General features: G+C 63.4%; 22 protein-coding genes and 1 pseudogene. 8 read left to right on the top strand and 15 right to left on the bottom strand.

The features are described from left to right. Window positions 1–81: 81 nt before the first annotated feature. The 3 genes from rpsT (at window position 82) to G7A66_RS08535 (ending at window position 3,147) form a co-directional block, all read left to right on the top strand. Window positions 82–342 carry a 30S ribosomal protein S20 gene (gene rpsT, locus G7A66_RS08545; protein ID WP_174295273.1) on the top strand — a complete coding sequence of 87 codons (261 nt, stop codon included), beginning with the start codon at window positions 82–84 and terminating at the stop codon, window positions 340–342. 454 nt (window positions 343–796) lie between these two features. Continuing rightward, window positions 797–2,260 (top strand): chromosomal replication initiator protein DnaA, encoded by a 1,464-nt coding sequence (dnaA, locus tag G7A66_RS08540; RefSeq protein ID WP_232366754.1) that lies wholly within the window; start codon window positions 797–799, stop codon window positions 2,258–2,260. A gap of 98 nt (window positions 2,261–2,358) precedes the next feature. Continuing rightward, window positions 2,359–3,147 (top strand): HesA/MoeB/ThiF family protein, encoded by a 789-nt coding sequence (locus G7A66_RS08535; protein WP_174295271.1) that lies wholly within the window; start codon window positions 2,359–2,361, stop codon window positions 3,145–3,147. Here G7A66_RS08535 and G7A66_RS08530 read toward each other — a convergent pair. Continuing rightward, a complete protein-coding gene (locus tag G7A66_RS08530; RefSeq protein WP_174295270.1) occupies window positions 3,133–3,858 on the bottom strand; it encodes an NAD-dependent deacylase in 726 nt (241 codons plus the stop codon). The genes G7A66_RS08535 and G7A66_RS08530 overlap by 15 nt on opposite strands. Window positions 3,859–3,893: 35 nt before the next feature. Here G7A66_RS08530 and dapB point away from each other — a divergent pair, with 35 nt between their 5' ends. The 3 genes from dapB to G7A66_RS08515 all read left to right on the top strand — a co-directional run bounded on the left by dapB (window position 3,894) and on the right by G7A66_RS08515 (window position 5,821). Continuing rightward, a complete protein-coding gene (gene dapB / locus G7A66_RS08525; RefSeq protein WP_174295269.1) occupies window positions 3,894–4,649 on the top strand; it encodes a 4-hydroxy-tetrahydrodipicolinate reductase in 756 nt (251 codons plus the stop codon). Beyond that, entirely contained in the window at window positions 4,646–5,317 is a 672-nt protein-coding gene (nth, locus tag G7A66_RS08520; protein ID WP_174295268.1) for an endonuclease III, read from the top strand. The genes dapB and nth overlap by 4 nt, the downstream gene beginning before the upstream one ends. Before the next feature lie 159 nt (window positions 5,318–5,476). After that, window positions 5,477–5,821: a hypothetical protein gene (locus G7A66_RS08515; protein ID WP_174295267.1), complete on the top strand. Its 345-nt coding sequence runs from the start codon at window positions 5,477–5,479 to the stop codon at window positions 5,819–5,821. A gap of 16 nt (window positions 5,822–5,837) precedes the next feature. Here the strand turns inward: G7A66_RS08515 and G7A66_RS08510 are convergent, their stop codons facing one another. The 9 genes from G7A66_RS08510 to G7A66_RS08470 form a co-directional block, all read right to left on the bottom strand. Next, window positions 5,838–7,076, bottom strand: coding sequence for a dicarboxylate/amino acid:cation symporter (locus G7A66_RS08510; RefSeq protein ID WP_174295266.1), 1,239 nt, complete (start codon window positions 7,074–7,076; stop codon window positions 5,838–5,840). A gap of 108 nt (window positions 7,077–7,184) precedes the next feature. After that, the gene (dapE, locus tag G7A66_RS08505) at window positions 7,185–8,321 is read right to left on the bottom strand and encodes a succinyl-diaminopimelate desuccinylase (RefSeq protein ID WP_174295265.1); all 1,137 of its coding nucleotides are present in this window, start codon (window positions 8,319–8,321) and stop codon (window positions 7,185–7,187) included. A 40-nt stretch (window positions 8,322–8,361) separates the two neighbouring features. Beyond that, on the bottom strand, window positions 8,362–9,024 hold the full coding sequence (locus G7A66_RS08500; RefSeq protein WP_174295264.1) for a glutathione S-transferase family protein: 663 nt from the start codon (window positions 9,022–9,024) through the stop codon (window positions 8,362–8,364). 138 nt (window positions 9,025–9,162) lie between these two features. Next, on the bottom strand, window positions 9,163–9,840 hold the full coding sequence (gene yihA / locus G7A66_RS08495; RefSeq protein WP_174295263.1) for a ribosome biogenesis GTP-binding protein YihA/YsxC: 678 nt from the start codon (window positions 9,838–9,840) through the stop codon (window positions 9,163–9,165). Continuing rightward, entirely contained in the window at window positions 9,837–11,678 is a 1,842-nt protein-coding gene (yidC, locus tag G7A66_RS08490) for a membrane protein insertase YidC (RefSeq protein WP_174295262.1), read from the bottom strand. The genes yihA and yidC overlap by 4 nt, the downstream gene beginning before the upstream one ends. A 39-nt stretch (window positions 11,679–11,717) precedes the next feature. Further along, a complete protein-coding gene (gene yidD / locus G7A66_RS08485) occupies window positions 11,718–11,927 on the bottom strand; it encodes a membrane protein insertion efficiency factor YidD (protein WP_174295261.1) in 210 nt (69 codons plus the stop codon). A gap of 55 nt (window positions 11,928–11,982) precedes the next feature. Continuing rightward, the gene (gene rnpA / locus G7A66_RS08480) at window positions 11,983–12,360 is read right to left on the bottom strand and encodes a ribonuclease P protein component (RefSeq protein WP_174295308.1); all 378 of its coding nucleotides are present in this window, start codon (window positions 12,358–12,360) and stop codon (window positions 11,983–11,985) included. A 140-nt stretch (window positions 12,361–12,500) separates the two neighbouring features. Beyond that, entirely contained in the window at window positions 12,501–12,635 is a 135-nt protein-coding gene (gene rpmH, locus G7A66_RS08475; RefSeq protein WP_170005129.1) for a 50S ribosomal protein L34, read from the bottom strand. Between the two features lie 106 nt (window positions 12,636–12,741). Further along, on the bottom strand, window positions 12,742–13,473 hold the full coding sequence (locus G7A66_RS08470; protein ID WP_174295260.1) for an alpha/beta hydrolase: 732 nt from the start codon (window positions 13,471–13,473) through the stop codon (window positions 12,742–12,744). A gap of 179 nt (window positions 13,474–13,652) precedes the next feature. Here G7A66_RS08470 and G7A66_RS08465 point away from each other — a divergent pair, with 179 nt between their 5' ends. Together G7A66_RS08465 and G7A66_RS08460 are read left to right on the top strand one after the other, a co-directional pair. After that, window positions 13,653–15,161 carry a YifB family Mg chelatase-like AAA ATPase gene (locus G7A66_RS08465; protein ID WP_174295259.1) on the top strand — a complete coding sequence of 503 codons (1,509 nt, stop codon included), beginning with the start codon at window positions 13,653–13,655 and terminating at the stop codon, window positions 15,159–15,161. A 78-nt stretch (window positions 15,162–15,239) separates the two neighbouring features. Further along, window positions 15,240–15,809: a DUF1993 domain-containing protein gene (locus G7A66_RS08460; RefSeq protein ID WP_174295258.1), complete on the top strand. Its 570-nt coding sequence runs from the start codon at window positions 15,240–15,242 to the stop codon at window positions 15,807–15,809. Between the two features lie 25 nt (window positions 15,810–15,834). Here G7A66_RS08460 and G7A66_RS08455 read toward each other — a convergent pair whose 3' ends face one another. The 5 genes and pseudogenes from G7A66_RS08455 to galE all read right to left on the bottom strand — a co-directional run bounded on the left by G7A66_RS08455 (window position 15,835) and on the right by galE (window position 18,652). Continuing rightward, window positions 15,835–16,110 carry a hypothetical protein gene (locus G7A66_RS08455; RefSeq protein ID WP_332310521.1) on the bottom strand — a complete coding sequence of 92 codons (276 nt, stop codon included), beginning with the start codon at window positions 16,108–16,110 and terminating at the stop codon, window positions 15,835–15,837. 44 nt (window positions 16,111–16,154) lie between these two features. Further along, complete coding sequence (locus G7A66_RS08450) at window positions 16,155–16,631, bottom strand: winged helix-turn-helix transcriptional regulator (protein WP_174295257.1); 477 nt, start codon at window positions 16,629–16,631, stop codon at window positions 16,155–16,157. Between the two features lie 54 nt (window positions 16,632–16,685). Beyond that, window positions 16,686–17,300, bottom strand: a complete 615-nt coding sequence (locus G7A66_RS08445) for an HAD family hydrolase (RefSeq protein WP_174295256.1) — start codon at window positions 17,298–17,300, stop codon at window positions 16,686–16,688. A 108-nt stretch (window positions 17,301–17,408) separates the two neighbouring features. Beyond that, window positions 17,409–17,534 carry a type B 50S ribosomal protein L36 gene (gene ykgO, locus G7A66_RS08440; RefSeq protein ID WP_007165381.1) on the bottom strand — a complete coding sequence of 42 codons (126 nt, stop codon included), beginning with the start codon at window positions 17,532–17,534 and terminating at the stop codon, window positions 17,409–17,411. 85 nt (window positions 17,535–17,619) lie between these two features. Then, a pseudogene (galE, locus tag G7A66_RS08435) lies at window positions 17,620–18,652 on the bottom strand (UDP-glucose 4-epimerase GalE). Window positions 18,653–18,703 lie beyond the last annotated feature (51 nt).

The following is an 18,703-nucleotide window of genomic DNA, read 5'->3' as shown; positions in this document are numbered from 1 at the left end:
ACAGGGCCCGGGATGCGCAGGTTACAATCAGTTTACAGGAAGCTTCGCCCTGCGGGCGACCTTCACGAGATAAGGACGAACATGGCCAATACGCCGCAAGCCAAGAAGCGCATCCGCCGCAACAACGCCCGCGCCGAAGTGAACGGTGCGCGGGTCAGCCGCATCCGTTCCTATGTGAAGCGGGTCGAGAACGCCATCGAAGGTGGCGACAAGAATGCGGCGCAGGCTGCGCTGAAGGATGCCCAGCCCGAACTGGCTCGCGGTGTCGCGCGCGGCGTGATGCACAAGAACACGGCCTCGCGGAAAATGTCGCGTCTGTCGAAGCGGGTCGCCGCACTCTGAATGGAGCCCTGACGGGCGGCTGACGAATCGTTTCGGGCTGCAATCCAGGCCCGGGCGAAGGCAGCGATTAACCCAGACTGTTTACCGGAAGGCCGGCGCATTTCGCGCCGGCCTTTTTGTTGTCTGCATGACTGACGCCCCAGTCATCATACGATCGCCTTGATTCTTCATGATTCGTGTCGCGGCAGGGCTTGAAAATGGCGGAAATCCGGTGCTCTCACGGGCTTCTGCGGGGTCGGTCGAGTCAATCGAATTATTTCAGATTTTTTGCAGGTCCGGCCCTTTACTCGGCGCCCCGGCCGGTCATAAACCATGCCTCGGCAGGGCCCCGAACGGCTCCGCCAATTACCGACGAAAAGCCGGGGGGCCTTCCGAATCGACAATGCGATTCCGGAATCCGGCGAAGCTTTGTCTGCAACCAGCAGGCCGGGTTGTTTTTGGGGAGGGGATGTTGATGGGCAAGGCGGATGACAGCGCGATGGAAGATCTCGAAGCGGTAAACCTCGCGGCCGATTGGTCCGACATCAGCCTGGGTTTGCGCAAGGATCTCGGCCAGCAATTGCACAGCCAGTGGATCAAGCCGATCCAGCTTGGCGGCTTCTGCAAGGCCACCGGAACGCTCGACCTTTACCTGCCGACGGAATTTTCCGCCAATTGGGTGCAGGATCGCTTTGCCGACCGCCTGTCGCTCGCCTGGAAAATCGCCCGCAGCGAGGTGCGCCAGGTTCGCGTCGCCGTCCATCCCGGACGTCGCCAACTGCCCGAACTGCGGATCGACAACAGTGGCAAGCGGATTGCCGCCAATGATAGCGGGTCGCCGTCTGCGGCCTCGATGGGGAATGCTTTTTCTGCTGGCGGCTATGGACAGGCGGCGTTCGACGACCCCACCTTCGCCCCGGTCGGCCTCGACGCGTCGCTGACATTCGGCGCCTTCGTCACAGGCGAATCCAACATCCTCGCCTGCAATGCCGCCCAGCGCATGTCCGCGCCGGAAAAGCCGCAATTCTCGCCGCTCTATCTCAAGGCCGCGACAGGCCAGGGCAAAACCCATCTGCTGCACGCCATCGGCCATGCCTATCTCGCGGATCACCCGCGCACGCGCATCTTCTATTGCAGCGCCGAACGCTTCATGATCGAGTTCGTCCAGGCGCTGAAGCAGAATCGGATGATGGAATTCAAGAGCCGGCTGCGCAGTTTCGACCTGCTGCTGGTGGACGATATCCAGTTCATCATCGGCAAGGCCAGCGCACAGGAAGAACTGCTCTACACGATCGACGCGCTGCTGGCCGAAGGCAAACGCCTGGTCTTTGCCGCCGACCGCGCGCCTCAGGCGCTCGACGGGGTGGAACCGCGCCTGCTCAGCCGCCTTTCCATGGGCCTCGTGGCGGACATTGCCCCGGCCGATATCGAACTGCGCCGCGCCATTCTCGAATCGAAGCTGACCCGCTTCGCACCGCTTGATGTTCCAGCCGATGTGATCGACTTCCTCGCCCGCACCATCACGCGCAACATCCGCGAACTGGTCGGCGGGCTGAACAAGCTGATCGCCTATGCGCAGCTGACCGGTCAGGAAGTCAGCCTGAACCTGGCCGAGGAACAGCTGACCGACATCCTTTCGGCCAATCGCCGCCGGATCACCATCGACGAGATCCAGCGCACCGTCTGCCAGTTCTACCGGATCGACCGCAGCGAAATGTCGTCCAAGCGCCGCGCCCGTGCAGTTGTCCGTCCGCGTCAGGTGGCAATGTATCTGGCCAAGGTGCTGACGCCGCGCAGCTATCCCGAAATCGGTCGCAAGTTCGGCGGGCGCGATCATTCCACCGTCATCCATGCCGTGCGCCTGATCGAGGATTTGCGCGGACGGGATGCCGATATGGATGGCGATGTGCGCAGCCTGCTGCGCCAGCTGGAAAGCTGAGGCGGCTCAGCCAGTCTTCCACTGCTTGCCAGCCAGCTGTCCACCCATTCTCCACAGACCTGTCGACAGGGCGTGCGCCTGCGTCGTAAGGCGCGCCGATGCCGCTTGAACCCGAACGCCTCGACCGATTTGCCCGCAATATCATCCTGCCGGAAATCGGCGGGGCAGGTCAGGCCGCTCTGGCCGAAGCGCATGTCGCGCTGATCGGCCTCGGCGGCATCGGCTCGCCGGCCTTGCAGTATCTCGCTGCTGCCGGAATCGGGCGGCTGACTCTGGTCGATGACGGTGATGTGGAGTTGTCCAACCTGCAGCGGCAGACGCTCTATACCCAGCGCGATGTCGGCCATGCAAAGCCGGTGGCAGCACGGCGCTGGCTGGCCAATTTCGACAGCCAGATCAAAGCTGAAATTCGGGACACGCGAATCGATAAGGGCAATGCTGCCGGTCTCGTCGAAGGAGCCATGGTCGTTCTGGACGGCACCGACAATTTCGCCACCCGCTTGGCGATCTCGGATGCCTGCGTGCAGCAGGCCGTTCCGCTGCTCAGCGCTGCAGTCGGACGCTTTCAGGGGCAGGTTGCCGCCTTTGCCGGGCACCACGCTGATTCGCCTTGCTATCGCTGCTATGTCGGCGACGCCTTTGATGCCGATGATTGTGATACCTGTGCCGAGGATGGCATGCTCGGCGCGATGGCGGGCTGGGCAGGCACCTTCGCCGCGATGCAGGCCTTGCGCATCATCTTGCAAGGCAAGGCGGCTTTCGGGGACCCGCAATGGGGGCGGCTGCACATTCTGGACGGGCTGGCACCCGGCATGCGGACGCTCACCATTGCCAAGGACCCGCAGTGCCGCGCTTGCAGCATGTCCGCGCCCTCAACCGCCAAGTAGTTCCTCCACCCATTCCGGCACGATCCTGCTTGCCGCACCCAAGCGGCTTTCGTCGAACCAGTCCGACCCTTCGCTGCGTTCCAGGTTCAGTTCCAGCGTCGGAACGCCGGCCTGTGCCGCCTGGGCGACAAAGCCCGCCGCCGGATAGACAGCCCCTGACGTGCCGATGGAGACGAACAGATCGGCCTTCCGTAAAGCAGCCTCGATCCGGTCCATCCCATAGGGCATCTCGCCGAACCAGACGACATCTGGCCGCAGGCGCTGTTCACCGCAGGACGGGCAAGCCGGGCCGTGCTGCAGGTCGTCGCGCCAGGGGTGACGGCTCCCGCAGCTGGAGCAAAGCGCGCTCAGCGCCTCGCCATGCATGTGCAGTACGCGTTTTGCGCCCGCCCGCTCATGCAGATCGTCGACATTCTGCGTGACGATGAGCAGGTCACGCCTCTCGCCATGCCATTCCCGGTCGAGCTTCGCCAAGGCATGATGCGCTGCATTGGGCTGCTTGTCCGCGATTGCGCTGCGGCGCATGTCGTAGAAACGCTGCACCAGATCGGGATCGCGCCGAAATGCCTGCGGCGTCGCGACATCCTCCACCCGGTGCTTTTCCCATAATCCGCCACCATTACGAAAGGTGTCGATGCCGCTTTCAGCGGAGATGCCTGCCCCTGTCAGGATGACGATATTGCCTACTGGACGGTTGAGATCGGAAGCCATGCAGGCCATGAAACACGCCACTCGGGAGAAGCGCAATGGCCAGTATCGGAATCATCGGCAGCGAAGGACGCATGGGCCGCGCCATCGCGGAAGCCGTCGCGGCAAGCCGGCATGAACTGGCAGGCGGCGTGGACCGTGCAGGCGACGCAGGTGACCTTGCCGGACGTTGCGACGTGCTGGTTGATTTCTCGTCACCGGCAGCCCTTCCCGCCAATCTGGCGGCAGCTGCAGCGGCAGGCACGCCCATGCTCATCGGAACGACAGGGCTATCCGCCTCCGACCACGCCCTGATCGACGGCCGGGCGCAGGAAATTGCCGTTCTGCAGACAGGGAATACCTCGCTCGGGGTGACGCTTCTGGCATCTCTTGTGCGCGAAGCCTCGGCGCGGCTCGGCCCTGAATGGGATGTGGAGATCCTCGAGATGCATCACCGGATGAAAGTGGATGCGCCCTCCGGCACTGCCCTCCTGCTGGGCGAAGCCGCGGCGCAGGGGCGCGGCATCGACCTTTCCGTAAATTCGCGCAGCGGACGGGACGGGCACACCGGCCAGCGCGAGACGGGCACGATCGGCTTCGCTGCCTTGCGCGGCGGTACCGTCGCGGGCGATCACAGTGTCATCCTGGCGGGTGAGCAGGAACGCATCACCCTGTCGCATCATGCGGAAGACCGCAGCATCTTCGCACGCGGAGCGCTGCGCGGCGCGGAATGGCTGATCGGTCGTGCCCCGGGGCGCTATGGCATGGAAGATGTCCTCGGCCTCGGCTCGCGCCAGAATGCGGGTTTTGCGTGACCAAGGACCAGATCTTCGAACTCTTCCGGCGCCTGGCCGAGGACAACCCCTCCCCCGAAACCGAGCTGGAATATGACAATCCTTTCCAGCTGGTCGTCGCGGTTGCCTTGTCTGCCCAGGCGACCGATGTGGGCGTGAACAAGGCGACTCGCGATCTGTTCGCTCACGTGCGCACACCCGAAGACATGATTGCTCTGGGCGAAGAAGGGCTGAAGGAGCATATCCGCACCATCGGCCTGTTCAATTCCAAGGCGAAGAACGTGATCGCCTTGTCGCAGCGCCTGATCGACGAATATGACAGTGAAGTTCCTCAGGATCGCGACGCTCTCATCACGCTGCAGGGTGTCGGGCGCAAGACCGCCAACGTCGTCATGAACTGCGCCTTCGGGATGGAGACCTTCGCCGTGGACACGCATGTCTTCCGCGTCGGCAACAGGACCGGATTGGCCAAGGGCAAGACGCCCGAAGCGGTCGAGGCGAAGCTGGAAAAGCGGGTTCCGCAGCCTTTCCGGCGCGACGCGCATCACTGGCTGATCCTGCATGGCCGCTATGTCTGCAAGGCGCGAACTCCGGAATGCTGGCGCTGCCCAATTGTCGACCTGTGTTCCTTTCGGCAGAAAATCATGTCTCCGCCGAAGGCTCGCAGCACCGGCGGCAAGGCCGGTTAGGAACAGGGCGCAGGCTTCCTCGTTGAACTTGCACGGGGCGCCGCGGACACCGCCTTGGCATGCCCCGCAGCCAACGGAGGTAAAGCCATGCGCCGCCCTGCCCTTACTGCCTGCGCCGCCCTGCTCGCCGCAGCTTCTCTATCAGCATGTTCCAGCCAAATGCAGACATCTGACGCACCAGATAATTTGCCGCCGGTGCGCGTGACCGGGGCGGCAGAGAACTGCATCAGCACACGCAACATCAGGGATACTAGGGTGCAGAGCGACCGTGTGATCGACTTCGAGATGACGCGTGGCCGGGTCTATCGCAATACTCTGCCCAATCGCTGCCCCGGCCTGGGGTTCGAACGCGCCTTCTCCTACGACACGACCATCGGTCGGCTGTGCAATCCCGAAATAATCTACGTCCTGCGCGACACCGCAGGCACGATCGAGCGCGGTGCGGGTTGCGCGATCGGCAATTTCGTACCCGTCGAATACACCGGAGCTGATCGAATGAACTGATCTCCCGGGTGCGGTCTCAGATGTCGTCGGCGCTGATCATTTCCTCGCGGTCGATCTCGCCCGTCATGGATGCCACCGTCATCGTGATCGCGGCATCGCCCGAAACATTGGTGACCGTGCGCATCATGTCCATGATCCGGTCGACCCCTGCGACAAGGGCGATGGTTTCGAGCGGCACGCCGACAGCGCCGAACACCAGCGCCATCATGATGAGGCCGGCACCGGGAATACCCGCTGCGCCGATCGCACCGGCGGTCGCGAGGACGGAAATCGCGAAATAATCGCCCCAGTCGAGTGAAACGCCAAACACCTGAGCACCGAACAGAGTGGCGAGGCCGAGATACATAGCCGTGCCGTTCATGTTCACCGTGGCGCCGAGCGACACTATGAAGCTGGAAACGCTTGGCGAGACGCCGAGATTGCGCTGGGTGCAGCGCAGCGTCACCGGCAGCGTCGCGTTGCTGGAGGCCGTAGAATAGGCCACCGCCATCGCATCGATGATGCCGCGGAAGAAGTCGCGCACCGGCAATCGCGCGAGGAACTTCACCATCGCGGAATACATGACGAAGATGATGATGAGGCAGCCGAGATAGTTCAGCCCGACCAGCTTGGCGAGTGCGATCAGCGCATCCGACCCCTGCGTGCCCGCTACCCAGGCCATCAGCGCGAACACGCCGAAGGGCGTCAGTTCCATCACCACCGCCGTCACCTTCTGCATCACGATGGAGCCGGAATCGAAGATCTTCGCGACCGGTTCACCGTCCTTTTCCGCCATCAGAATGCCGATGCCGATCAGCATGGCAAAGACGATCAGCGGCAAGACGTTTACGTCGGCCATGACCTGCACCGGGCTTTGCGGGACGATGGACAGGAGCATGTCGCGCCAGCCGGTGTCCTGAGGCTCGGGTATGGCGCCGCGTTCGATACTGCCGACGTCCAGACCGGAACCCGGTGCCAGCAGCGTCCCCATGAGCAGGCCGAGCCAGACGGCAATCTGCCCGGTCACCAGGAACAGCAGCGCGGCACGGCCGCCGACCGAGCCAAGCTTTCGCAAGTCGCCAATGGCCGCGACGCCTGATACGAGGCTGAAGAAGATGAGCGGCACGACCAGCATCTTGATGAAGGCGATGAAGATGTCGCCGATGATCTTGATGCTTTCCGCGCCCGGTCCCCAGACAAGCCCGGTGACAATGCCGAGGATGAGGGCGGCAATGACGCGCTGCCACAAGGGGATGGCGAACCATGTACGTGTCATTCTGCGGATATACCCCCATCGCAGCGCCCGCAAAGCGGCCCGCATGCATCCTCTTTTGCCGACGCCTTCTGCCCTTGTGCGGGCCATAGTGCAAGGTGACTGGCGCGCTTATCGGGAGGCGAGCGCCGCCTGCACGATCCGCCGGTATATTCGCGTCAGCGCCACCAGATCGTCCACCGCCACCGCCTCGTCACGCTTGTGCATGGTCGCATTGACGAGGCCGAATTCGATTACCGGACACAGATCCTTGAGGAAGCGCGCGTCCGATGTGCCGCCGCTGGTGCTTGCCTCTGGGCGGATGCCGGTCTCGGCTTCGACAGCAGAGGCCACCAGTTCGGAAAACTCGCCCGGCATGGTGAGGAAACTCTCTCCGGATATGATCGCTTTCGCTGTACCGCCGTGGCGTTCGGCCACCTCCTCTATGCGGCGCACCAGATCTTCGCCCTTGTGCAGATCGTTGAAGCGGATGGAGATGCGCGCTTCGGCCTTGGCGGGGATGACATTATGCGCCGGATTGCCGACAGCCAGATCGGTAATCTCGAGATTGGAAGGCTGGAACCAGTCGGTGCCTTCGTCCAGCGCCAGTGACTGCAATTCGGCGAGAATGGCGACAAGCGAGGGAATGGGATTGTCGGCCAGATGCGGATAGGCGACATGGCCTTGCACGCCTTCGACTTTCAGCCAGATGTTGACCGAACCGCGCCGCCCGATCTTCATCATGTCGCCCAGCCGGTTGACCGAAGTGGGCTCCCCCACGAGGCACAGGTCGGGGATCGCATCTGCTGCCCGGATATGATCGATAAGAGCGCGGGTGCCGTAAAGGGCCGGGCCTTCCTCGTCGCCGGTGATGATGAAGCTGATGGTGCCGCTTTCGGCTGGGATGTCCGCGACAGCCGCCGCCATGGCAGCGACGGCGCCTTTCATGTCCACTGCGCCGCGGCCGAACAACAAGTCGCCACCAGGTGCCTGCCGCACTTCAGGCGCGAAAGGGCCGCTGGTCCATCCCTCACCCGGCGGTACGACATCAAGGTGGCCCGCAAAGGCAAAGTGGCGCGATCCGGCAGGGCCGTGGCGGATGGCGAACAGGTTCTCGACCGGACCGTCCGGCTCTTCCCCGGCGATGAAGCGATGGACGGCAAAGCCGTGCGGCTCCAGCAGCCGTGCCATCTTGTCGAATATGTCACCCACAGCGGGCGTGACGCTTGGCGCTGCCATCAGCGCCTTGGCAAGGTCGAGGACGCTCATGATACCAGGCCAGCCCGCAATTCGCTTCTCATCATCGGCATCAGGCCGGTGCGCCTTCATATTGCGCCAGAACCCAGTCCTCGTCCTCGGCAGCTGCGATCCAGCCCTGCATCCATTCATGTTCCCAAACCGCCTGCATGTACGCCTGCGCGAAGCCCGGAACGCCGATGCCGTAGGTCAGGAAGCGGCTGACGACGGGTGCATAGAATATGTCCGCCGCGCCGAAGGTGCCGAACAGGAATGGTCCGCTGGTGCCGAAACGCGCCCGCGCCTCGGCCCAAAGTTGCAGGATGCGGACGACGTCATCACGGCAATCGTCGGACAGGCGGACATTTTCGACGCGGCGACGGATGTTCATCGGGCATTCGGCCCGCAGCGACCGATAGGAGGAATGCATCTCCGCCACGATGGATCGCGCCATGCCGCGCGCCGCATCATCCTTGGGCCAGAACCGGTCACGCCCGACCTTGTCGCCCAGATATTCGAGTATGGCGAGGCTGTCCCAGATCACCGTGTCGCCGTCCCACAGGATCGGCACCTTCCCCGATGGCATGATGTCTTCGGAGGTCTGCTTGGCGATATCCCATTCCTCACCGCCGATATTCACCGTCAGTTCTTCAAAGGACAGGCCGGACTGCTTCATCGCCAGCCAGCCGCGCAGGCTCCAGCTGGAATAATTCTTGTTGCCGATAATCAGCTTCATCGAAGTTTTTCCCTGTTGCCCTGTCGTTTTGTCACTCCCTGCGCCGGGAGCGTCTCGGGTCTAACGAATTAGGGAAGGCGGAGTGCCCTGTCGAGCAAGCTGTACCCATCATGGGTCAAGACGGCTGCGCAAAACCGGTCATAAACCCGCATCCGCAAGGATCGCGGCGCGAAGCTCGGGGATGCCCATGCCCTTCTCGGCGCTGGTCAGATGCAGGACGGGGAAAGCGGCCGGATGCTTCCGCGCCTCGTCGGCAACCTTCGCAGCCACTTCGTCCAGCGCACTTGCCTTCACCTTGTCTGCCTTGGTCAAAACGATGCGATAACCGACCGCGGTCTCGTCGAGCATCCGCATCATCTCGCGGTCGACATCCTTCAGCCCGTGGCGGCTGTCGACCAGCACCAGCGTTCGGTTCAGCACCTGCCGGCCTTTCAGATAGGTGCGGACCAGCGCCTTCCACCTGTCGACCACCTTGGGCGGCGCCTTGGCGAAGCCGTAGCCCGGCATGTCGACCAGACGGAACTGCGTCGGTTCGCCGACCTCGAAGAAATTGAGCTCCTGCGTCCGCCCCGGCGTCACGGAAGCGCGTGCGATCGCTTTCCGGCCCACCAGAGCGTTGAGCAGCGAACTCTTGCCCACATTGGAGCGACCAGAGAAAGCGATCTCCGGCACCGTCGGTTCAGGCAGGAACTTCAGCTGCGGGGCCGACAGCAGAAAGTCGACCCGGCCCGAGAACAGCTTCGCCGCCTGCCGCGCCAGTTCGGCCCGCTCGCGCGCCTCGCGTTCTTCGCGGATCGCTTCTTCCTCGGGCGTCATGCCTTGCCCTTGCCCTTACCTGCATCGCTGGCCGCGCCGGTTGCGGGCGCTTCCTTGGCGCGCAACTTGTCCTCACGATCCTTTTCCGCCTGCGCGCGCAATTGCGGGTGCTTGGAATAGAGATATTTCTGCTGCGCCAGCGTCAGGATGTTCGACGTCGTCCAGTAAAGCAGCAGGCCTGCGGCGAACGGCGCCATGACGAACATCAGCACCCAGGGCATGATGTTGAACAATTGCTGCTGGACCGGATCGGTCATCGCCGGGTTGAGGCGGAAGGTCAGCCACATGGTGAAGCCGAGCAGCACCGCCAGCACGCCGATGGCGAGGAAGCTGGGCGGCGTGAACGGCAACAGGCCGAACAAATTGAGAATGGTCGCCGGATCAGGCGCGGACAGATCCTGGATCCAGAGCACGAAGGGCTTGTGCCGCATCTCGATCGCCAGGATCAGCACCTTGTACAGAGCGAAGAACACGGGGATCTGCAGCAGCATGGGAAGACACCCGGCCAGCGGGTTGACGCCTTCCGACTTGTAGAGCGCCATGATCTCCTGCTGCTGCTTCTGCTTGTCGTCCTTGTAGCGTTCCTGCAGCGCCTTCATCTTTGGCTGGATGGCCTTCATCGCGGCCATAGAGGCAAAGCCCTTCTGCGCGATGGGGAACATCAGCCCGCGAATGACGACGGTCAGCAGGATGATTGCGACGCCAAAATTGCCGACCAGATCGTAAAGCAGGCGCAGCAGCCAGAAAATCGGCTTTTCGAACCAGCGGAACCAGCCCCAGTCGATTGCAAGACCGAATTTCTCGACGCCGCCGTCTTCATAGACGTCGAGAACGGCGCTCTCCTTCGCTCCGGCGAACAGGCGCGTGGTGCGGGTCACCTGGCGGCCCGGCTGGACCAAGACAGGATCATAGATGACATCGGCTCGGAATATATTGTTGCCAAGCGAGCGGAAGTCGGCGGCAGTCGCGGCGCCGTCCTCAGGAATCAACGCGCCAAGCCAGTAGATGTCGGTAAAACCGATCCAATGGGCGGCACCTTCACCCGATGCACGCTGTGCGTCGGTCAGATCGTCATAGTCGGGGCCGAACTGCACACCGTCGCCAAAGGCACCGATAGGGCCGGAATGGATGGTCCAGGTATCCACGCTCGCCGTGCGATCGGTGCGGTTCAAGGTCGCGAAAGGCTGCAAGGCCACGGCCCCGCCGCCGGTATTGGCCACCGTCTGTTCCGCAGTGATCATGTAATAGCGGTCGATCGACAGCGTGATGGTGAAGAGCTGTCCCTGCCCATTGTTCCAGCGCAGGGTCACCGGCGAATCCACGGCCAAAGGCCCGCCGCTGGCCTCCCAGCGCGTGCGCGCGTCGGGCACGCGAATATTGCCGCCCGCCGCATCGGCGACCCAGCCGAACTGAGCGAATTGCTGGGCCGGCGTTCCTGCCGGGCTGAAGATGCGGATGGGGCCGCTATCCTCGTCCACCGTCTCGCGATGCGTCTTGAGGACGATATCGTCGATGCGCGCACCCACGGGATTCACCGAACCGGCTACCCTCGGCGCGTCGATCGGCACGCGCGCACCGTCGGCGAGCAGGGTGCCGATATCGGCACGTTCCCGCGCAATATCCGCCGGATCGGTCAGACCGCCTTCGCGCGTGTGGACGGCAGGCGTTGCCCCGTCATCGCCATCGGCCAGCAAGGCGCGATCTACCGGCGCATCTTCGCGCTGCGCCTGCCCCACCGTTGCGGGCTGCGGATAGAACTGGCTCATCGCCAGCTCCCAGCCGAGCAGCATCAGGCCGCAAAGAACGACGGCCAGAATGATATTGCGCTGATTGTCCAAGGTAACCGGTCCCGTCAGAATTCTTGTTTGGGCGATGCCCTATGGCACCGGATCATATCCATGGCCCCCCCATGGATGGCAGCGCAGTATACGCTTCGTCGCCAGCCAGCTACCCTTGATTGCGCCATATTTGCCCAGCGCCTCGATAGCATATTGCGAGCAGGACGGAGAGAAGCGGCAAGACGGCGGCAAAATGCGCGAGGGGCCAATCTGCCATAGCCGCGCGACAAGGATGAGAGCCTGTTTCATGCCTGGCGATCATAGCGGATTGTGTGGATTGTTCTACTCGGGCCGGAAATCGGCATCAGCGGCGGGGGCGGCGCAATCCGGGCCGGCCCTTGCGCGGCGGATCGCCCTTGCCTTCTCGCAGGCGCTCCAGCGCCGCACTCAATTCCATGCGCAGCTTGGCAAAGTCGCGTTCGACACCGCCTTCGCGGCCGATGAGGACATGATCATGATCGGCAAGACCGCCTTCCGGCAGAGCGAAGCGCAGCAATTCGCGAAAGCGCCGCTTCATCCGGTTGCGGACCACGGCATTGCCGATGCGCTTGGTCACGGTGATCCCGTAACGCTTGCCCTTCCCGCCATTGGCATGGACGAGCAGGACAAATCCGGGTCGTGCGACCCGTAGCCCGCGATTGGCGGCCAGGAAATCCGAGCGCTTGCGAATGACGGCCGGCATTGCGCCTGTTTCGGATGCATCAACCGCCGAATCGTAATTCGCAGGGTCGTTCACATCAGCCGCCACTTTCAAGCAAGCAGTTGCGAGCCGGAGTCGAGGCGTGCACCGCCCTCGACCCAGCCAGCATCAGATCGTAGCGATCAGGCGCAGAGATTCTTCCGGCCGCGGCGGCGGCGATTGCGCAGCACCTTGCGGCCGCCGGGAGTCGCCTTGCGGGCGAAAAAGCCGTGGCGCCGCTGGCGCACGAGATTGCTGGGCTGGAATGTCCGCTTCATAACGTCCTCGAAAATTGCGACGGTGCAGGTCGGCCCCGCGCCATGGATAGGCTAAATAAAAAATGGCCGCCCTTCAAGAAGGCGACCGCCTGTATGGTGCGCGCAACTACGGCAGCGGCGCGCCCAAGTCAAGATAGCCGAGGCGTTGGCCGGCATTTGCACCGGCCATCTCCGCTTTCGCCATCGCGGCGCCCCGCTCCGGCTGCAGCCAGCGGCGCATCTCAGCCCCGGTGAGCCACAGCGCATCCTCGAACCCGACCGAGTTTGTCATGGCATAGAAGGCGCGTGCCTGAGCGGGCGAGAAGCCCATCTCTTCGTAATAGTCGAGGTAAAAGCGATGTTCGCGCGCTCCGGCGGGAAAGTCCGACGCCTGCCTCCCGTCAGCATCCATCCAGGCGTGCACGGCAAATTCCGCGCCTTCGGCGATCTGCCTCTGCCCGCCTGCCAGGAACAATTCGACCGCCCCCGATCGAACCGAACCGCCGCGCGGCACATAGGTCGCAATGCCGCGCGCGCGAATCATCCGGCCGAGCTCCATATTCGCGATGTCGTGATCGGTGCCGGGGCATTCGACCATTTCGATGACTTCTATCTCGGGGTGTTCCAGCAGCAATGCCGCGAATTGAGCCGGACTGTCTTCATCCGTCACATCGATGAGAGCGACCCGTCTTGCGTCAAGCACCTGGAAAGGTCCGTACCGGCTGCTTTCCGAATCCGCCACTGCAAGCGTCGTGCGAGCGACAGTCGGGGCCAGATCCGTGGCGACGATGGAGCCATACGCCGCCGGTGGAACCGCAGCAGCGACAAGGGCGAATAGATGACAGGCAAGTCTCCGCATGGTGCAGAGCATGGCTGCGAAGCTCTTTCCGAAAGCCGAAGCAAGATGCTTTCCGATCCGTTCACCACGGAAGAATAGGTCCTTTTACTCCGTGGCAGCACCACGCCCCCTCGACCCGTCCGTCATTTGGCGGCAAAGGACGGGCCGAAACGAACAGGCGTTTAAAAGGGGAAACGGGCATGGTCGCCCTTATCGGCACGGTTGCCTATCTGGGTCTGGAAGCCCGAAAGGTCGAGGTGCAATGCCAGATCGCCTCCGGACTCCCGCGCTTCGCCGTGGTCGGGCTGGCGGACAAGGCAGTCGGCGAGAGCCGCGAACGCGTGCAGTCGGCCCTTTCCGCCATGGGCCTCGCCCTGCCCCCGAAGCGTATCACCATCAACCTCTCGCCGGCCGACCTGCCCAAGGAAGGCTCGCATTACGATCTGCCCATCGCTCTCGCGCTGCTCGCCGCCATGGGCGTGTGCGATGCCGAACAGATGACCGACTGGGTGGCGGTGGGCGAGCTGGCGCTGGACGGGCGCATTGTCGCTTCCCCTGGCGTTCTGCTGGCGGCGATGCATGCCGCCGAACAGGATGTCGGTCTGATCTGCCCCGCCGCGCAGGGGGCGGAGGCGCGCTGGGCCAGCGGCGTTCCGGTCTGCGCCGCGCCCGATCTCGTCAGCCTGCTCAATCATCTGAAAGGCACGCAGGCGCTGCCCGAACCCGCGCGCGGGGAAGTAGCGCCAGCCCCGCCCGTCGCCGATCTGAAGCAGGTTAAGGGGCAGGAAACCGCCAAGCGCGGGCTGGAGATAGCGGCCGCCGGAGGGCACAATCTGCTGATGAACGGCCCGCCTGGCGCGGGCAAGTCTCTGCTCGCATCGTGCCTGCCCGGCATTCTGCCGGACCTGACTCCTGCCGAAGCGCTGGAAGTATCGATGGTGCAATCGGTCGCCGGAACCCTTGAGAACGGGCAGATCAGCCGCACTCGCCCCTTCCGCGCTCCGCATCATTCAGCCAGCATGGCCGCGCTGACCGGCGGCGGACTGAAGGTGAAGCCGGGCAAAGTGAGTCTCGCGCATCTCGGCGTGTTGTTCCTGGACGAATTGCCGGAGTTCCAGCGCGCCGTTCTCGATTCGCTTCGGCAGCCGCTTGAAACCGGGCGCGTCGATGTCGCGCGGGCGAATGCCCATGTCAGCTTTCCGGCGAGAGTCCAGCTGATCGCCGCGATGAACCCGTGCCGCTGCGGGCATCTGGGCAATCCCGCCCTTGCCTGCAGCCGGGCGCCCAAATGCGCCGCCGATTACCAGAGCAAGGTGTCGGGCCCGATGCTGGATCGGATCGACCTGCATATCGAGGTGGACCCCGTCAGCGCCGCCGACCTCGCCCTCCCCCCGCCCGCCGAAGGCAGCGCCGAAGTCGCCGCGCGGGTCGCGGCGGCGAGGGCCATCCAGACGGCGCGCAGCGAAGAAAGCCGCGCCCGCACCAATGCCGAACTGGAGGGGGAGGCGCTGGAGCGTTTCGCGACGCCGGACGAGGATGCGCGCGCCCTGCTGATGCAGGCGGCAGAGAAGCTGCGCCTGTCGGCCCGCGGCTATACGCGCATCCTGCGCGTCGGGCGCACTATCGCCGATCTGGCGCAATCGGAGCAAGTTCGCCGCATTCATATCGCAGAAGCGCTGAGCTATCGCCGCCAACCGCCCCGTGCCTGAACGATCGGCTTGGCACGTGAAATCGGCCTGCTACCATCGCCTGCGTTTCCCCTGCCAAGCACTTTCCGAAAGCCTGATATGAACCCAACAAACCTCCTCGCACCGACCTATCGCCACATGTTGACCGCACTTTCCGCGTGGCTGAAAAAGGCGGAGGCACAGATGCCCGACAAGGCGGAAGGCCTGCTTCTGGCGCAACTCGCGCCCGACATGTTCCCTCTATCGACGCAGATCCGCTTCGCCTGTGCTCAGGCGCAGGAGGGCATGTATCGCTTGCAAGATGAAGAATTTCCGCGCTCGATCGAGGTTCTGCTCGATGAAGGGCGCAACGCGCGTGAGCATCCCGGAACGATGGCCGACGCCCGGAGCCGCATCGAAGAGACGCTGGCGCTGGTCCGCACCTTGTCCGACAGGCCCGCGCCTGCCGATCCCGACAGGTTCATTGCGCATGAACTGCCGAACGGGATGGTCTTCGATCTCACTGTCGATCAATATGCCCGCGACTGGGCGATCGGGCAGTTCTACTTTCACGTGATGACAGCCTATGCGATTCTGCGGAACAACGGCGTCCAGCTCGGCAAGGCCGATTACGTCGGGCATATGTTTCCTTACCTGAGGCCGGGTACGGCTCCGGGCGGCCACGGCTAGGGTTCCCCTCGCCTCCAGCGAAGGCTCAAACAGCGGTTTCCTCCCACCAATCGGCGTAGGGCGTGTTGCGCGCCATGCGGCGGTTGTAATCGGGTGCGCGATCGGTCCACCAGACCGGCCCTCTTTCGCCGAGCGCTTCCTTCGCCGCCTGCACTCCGGCGCGGGCAAGTTTCATGGCTTCAGGATCGCCCCCGGCGGCGCGCACGGCCCTGCGCGCATCCATGAGTTTATCGACCAGCCGTTGCCGCTCGGCTTCGGAGAGCGCGGGATTGCTGGCTCGCCACAATCTGCCGCGAACCACGATGTAGCGCCCGTCCGGCGTTCTCGGCGGTGCGGCGGACTGGCTCAGGCCGCGTCATCCTTCACGCCGACCTGACTGCGGTCGGCAAAGCGCAGGTCGCGATGCGTCAGGATGCGCCCGTCATGTGCAAGGATCGATACCTGCCCGACCGGCAGGCGATCGCGGTCATCCACCAGAACCGGGTTTTCCGGTACTCGCGTTCCATATTTCTGCCCCCATTGCCGCAGCGCCAGCATGGCCGGCAGGAGATCGTATCCCTTCTCGGTCAGCCGATATTCGACCCGGCGCCTGTCGTCGCGGCATGGCTTCCGGTCGAGAATGCCGTGTTCGACCAGCTTGCCCAGCCGGTTGCTGAGGATGTTGCGCGCAATGCCGAGTTCGTTGAGGAAGTCTTCAAAGTGATGGATACGGTTGAAGCTGGCACGCAGGATCATGAAGGACCAGCGTTCGCCCATGACCTCCAGCGCATCCGGCAGCCCGCAGGCCGTCAATTCCCGTAGTGGTTCGCGCAAGATGGCCATCGGCAGTTCCTCCAACGGTCACGTTAGACCTGTCGGGGCCAGCCGCGCAATATGTCAGGCCAAGAGGCCCAGGGCAGTCAGTTCCGCCTCAAGCGCCGAAGCATCCGTAAAGTGATGCGCGCGCCATCCCTCCAGCCGTGCCGCGGCGACATTGTCCCTGTTGTCGTCGATAAACAGCATGGCCCTCGGCGAGTAGCCGAACCGCTCGGCCGCAAGGCGGTAAATTGCCGGGTCCGGCTTCACCAGTTTCTCCTGACCCGAAACGACGATGTCGCGAAACCTGTCGAGCACCGGCGCTGTTGGCCGGAACAAGGCCCAGAAATCGGCACCGAAATTGGTGATCGCGAACAGGGAAATGCCGGTTTCATCCAGCCGCTGGACGAGTTCATGGGTGCCCGCCACCGGCCCGGGAATGGTTTCGAGGAAGCGCTGCGCATAGGCTTCGATCAGATGGGCGTGCTCGGGAAACTCGGCCTTGCGCTCGGCAACCATCTCGGCAATCGGCCGTCCGGCATCGTGCTGGAAGTGCCAGCTTTCGGGCAGTACGTTAATCAGGAAGAATTCGAGCGCTTCGGCATCGTCAATCAGCTTGACGAACAGCGCACGCATTTCCCACTGCACCAGCACGCGGCCGACATCGAATACGACTGCTTCGATTCGATCTGTCATTGCAATCCTTGCCTGTTGCTGAGTCCGAAACGGCAAAGGCCCGCGCTCCTGAAAGGAGGCGAGCCGATCTTGCCCAAGGCCCGGCCAATCAGGCCGGAGCCAGCTACGTCAGCCCTGGCGGGCCTTGAAGCGGCGATTGGTCTTGTTGATGACATAGGTGCGACCGCGGCGGCGAATCACGCGGCAGTCACGATGGCGGTTCTTCAGCGACTTGAGGCTGTTGCGGATTTTCATGTCAGTTCCCGAAAAGATTGGCTCCGGAGATAGATCTCCGTGCCGAAAATTCAAGGCGCGCACCTATGCGGCCCGGTTGATCGAGTCAACCATTGTCGCCCTTGGCAGAGCGCATTTCGGCAAGTCTGTGCTCCCAAGCCATTGCATGGGCGATGATGGTGCCGAGGTCGTCATATTGCGGCTGCCACGGCAGGGTAGCGCGAATACGCGACGGGTCCGACACCAGCGAGGCCGGGTCGCCGGGGCGGCGCGGTTCATGCGTCCGGGTGATGCGGGCGCCGGTCACGCTGTCCACGGCGTCCAGCACCTCTGTCACGGAGAAACCGCGGCCATAGCCGCAATTCATGGTGAGCGACCGTTCTGGATGCGCGATCAATGCTTCAAGCGCCAGCACATGGGCCGCAGCCAGATCACTGACGTGGATATAGTCGCGAACCCCCGTTCCGTCGGGCGTATCGTAATCGGTGCCGAAGATCGCGACGCGGTCACGCTTGCCCGTCGCCGCTTCCACCGCGACCTTGATCAGATGCGTCGCGCCTGCGGTCGATTGGCCGCTGCGCGCCTGCGGGTCAGCGCCCGCGACGTTGAAATAGCGTAGCGCGCCATAATTGATCGGGTGCGCCGCTGCGACATCGGCCAGCATCCGTTCGGTCATCAGCTTCGACCAGCCATAGGGATTGATCGGCTCCTTCGGCATATCCTCGCTTACGGGCGAAGCTTCGGGCACGCCGTAGGTCGCTGCCGTGCTGGAGAAGATGAAGTGCGGAACGCCCGCTTTCACCGCCGCTTCGATCAGGGCGCGGCTGGCAGCGGTGTTGTTGGCGTAAAACTTCAGCGGGTCCGCAACCGATTCCGGCACCACCACGCTGCCGGCGAAATGCATGACGGCCCGCGTTCCCTGTTCGGAAATGATTTGCGCGACAAGCTCGGCATCGGAGACGTCGCCTTCATAGAAGGACACATCATCGGGCACTGCGAAGCGGAACCCCGTCGCCAGATTATCCAGTACCGCGACCGGCCATGCTGCATCGCGCAAGGCCAGCACGGCATGGCTGCCGATATATCCTGCCCCCCCCGGTAACGAGGACGGGGCATTTCGCGGTGGGGATCCTGTTCATGGGCACGCGCCACCACGAAACCGAACAAGCCATAACGCTAATTTGCGAGGT

This window comes from Alteripontixanthobacter muriae (assembly GCF_013336795.1).
Classification (GTDB): Bacteria; Pseudomonadota; Alphaproteobacteria; order Sphingomonadales; family Sphingomonadaceae; genus Pseudopontixanthobacter; species Pseudopontixanthobacter muriae.
Note: the sequence above shows the minus strand (reverse complement) of the source record. Positions and strands in the feature narration are given on the sequence as shown.

Coding starts and splice junctions, on each gene's coding strand:
- rpsT (WP_174295273.1), top strand. CDS start 82: ATGGCCAATACGCCGCAAGCCAAGAAGCGCATCCGCCGCAACAACGCC.
- dnaA (WP_232366754.1), top strand. CDS start 797: ATGGGCAAGGCGGATGACAGCGCGATGGAAGATCTCGAAGCGGTAAAC.
- G7A66_RS08535 (WP_174295271.1), top strand. CDS start 2,359: ATGCCGCTTGAACCCGAACGCCTCGACCGATTTGCCCGCAATATCATC.
- G7A66_RS08530 (WP_174295270.1), bottom strand. CDS start 3,858: ATGGCTTCCGATCTCAACCGTCCAGTAGGCAATATCGTCATCCTGACA.
- dapB (WP_174295269.1), top strand. CDS start 3,894: ATGGCCAGTATCGGAATCATCGGCAGCGAAGGACGCATGGGCCGCGCC.
- G7A66_RS08515 (WP_174295267.1), top strand. CDS start 5,477: ATGCAGACATCTGACGCACCAGATAATTTGCCGCCGGTGCGCGTGACC.
- G7A66_RS08510 (WP_174295266.1), bottom strand. CDS start 7,076: ATGACACGTACATGGTTCGCCATCCCCTTGTGGCAGCGCGTCATTGCC.
- dapE (WP_174295265.1), bottom strand. CDS start 8,321: ATGAGCGTCCTCGACCTTGCCAAGGCGCTGATGGCAGCGCCAAGCGTC.
- G7A66_RS08500 (WP_174295264.1), bottom strand. CDS start 9,024: ATGAAGCTGATTATCGGCAACAAGAATTATTCCAGCTGGAGCCTGCGC.
- yihA (WP_174295263.1), bottom strand. CDS start 9,840: ATGACGCCCGAGGAAGAAGCGATCCGCGAAGAACGCGAGGCGCGCGAG.
- yidD (WP_174295261.1), bottom strand. CDS start 11,927: ATGAAACAGGCTCTCATCCTTGTCGCGCGGCTATGGCAGATTGGCCCC.
- rnpA (WP_174295308.1), bottom strand. CDS start 12,360: ATGCCGGCCGTCATTCGCAAGCGCTCGGATTTCCTGGCCGCCAATCGC.
- rpmH (WP_170005129.1), bottom strand. CDS start 12,635: ATGAAGCGGACATTCCAGCCCAGCAATCTCGTGCGCCAGCGGCGCCAC.
- G7A66_RS08470 (WP_174295260.1), bottom strand. CDS start 13,473: ATGCGGAGACTTGCCTGTCATCTATTCGCCCTTGTCGCTGCTGCGGTT.
- G7A66_RS08465 (WP_174295259.1), top strand. CDS start 13,653: ATGGTCGCCCTTATCGGCACGGTTGCCTATCTGGGTCTGGAAGCCCGA.
- G7A66_RS08460 (WP_174295258.1), top strand. CDS start 15,240: ATGAACCCAACAAACCTCCTCGCACCGACCTATCGCCACATGTTGACC.
- G7A66_RS08450 (WP_174295257.1), bottom strand. CDS start 16,631: ATGGCCATCTTGCGCGAACCACTACGGGAATTGACGGCCTGCGGGCTG.
- G7A66_RS08445 (WP_174295256.1), bottom strand. CDS start 17,300: ATGACAGATCGAATCGAAGCAGTCGTATTCGATGTCGGCCGCGTGCTG.
- ykgO (WP_007165381.1), bottom strand. CDS start 17,534: ATGAAAATCCGCAACAGCCTCAAGTCGCTGAAGAACCGCCATCGTGAC.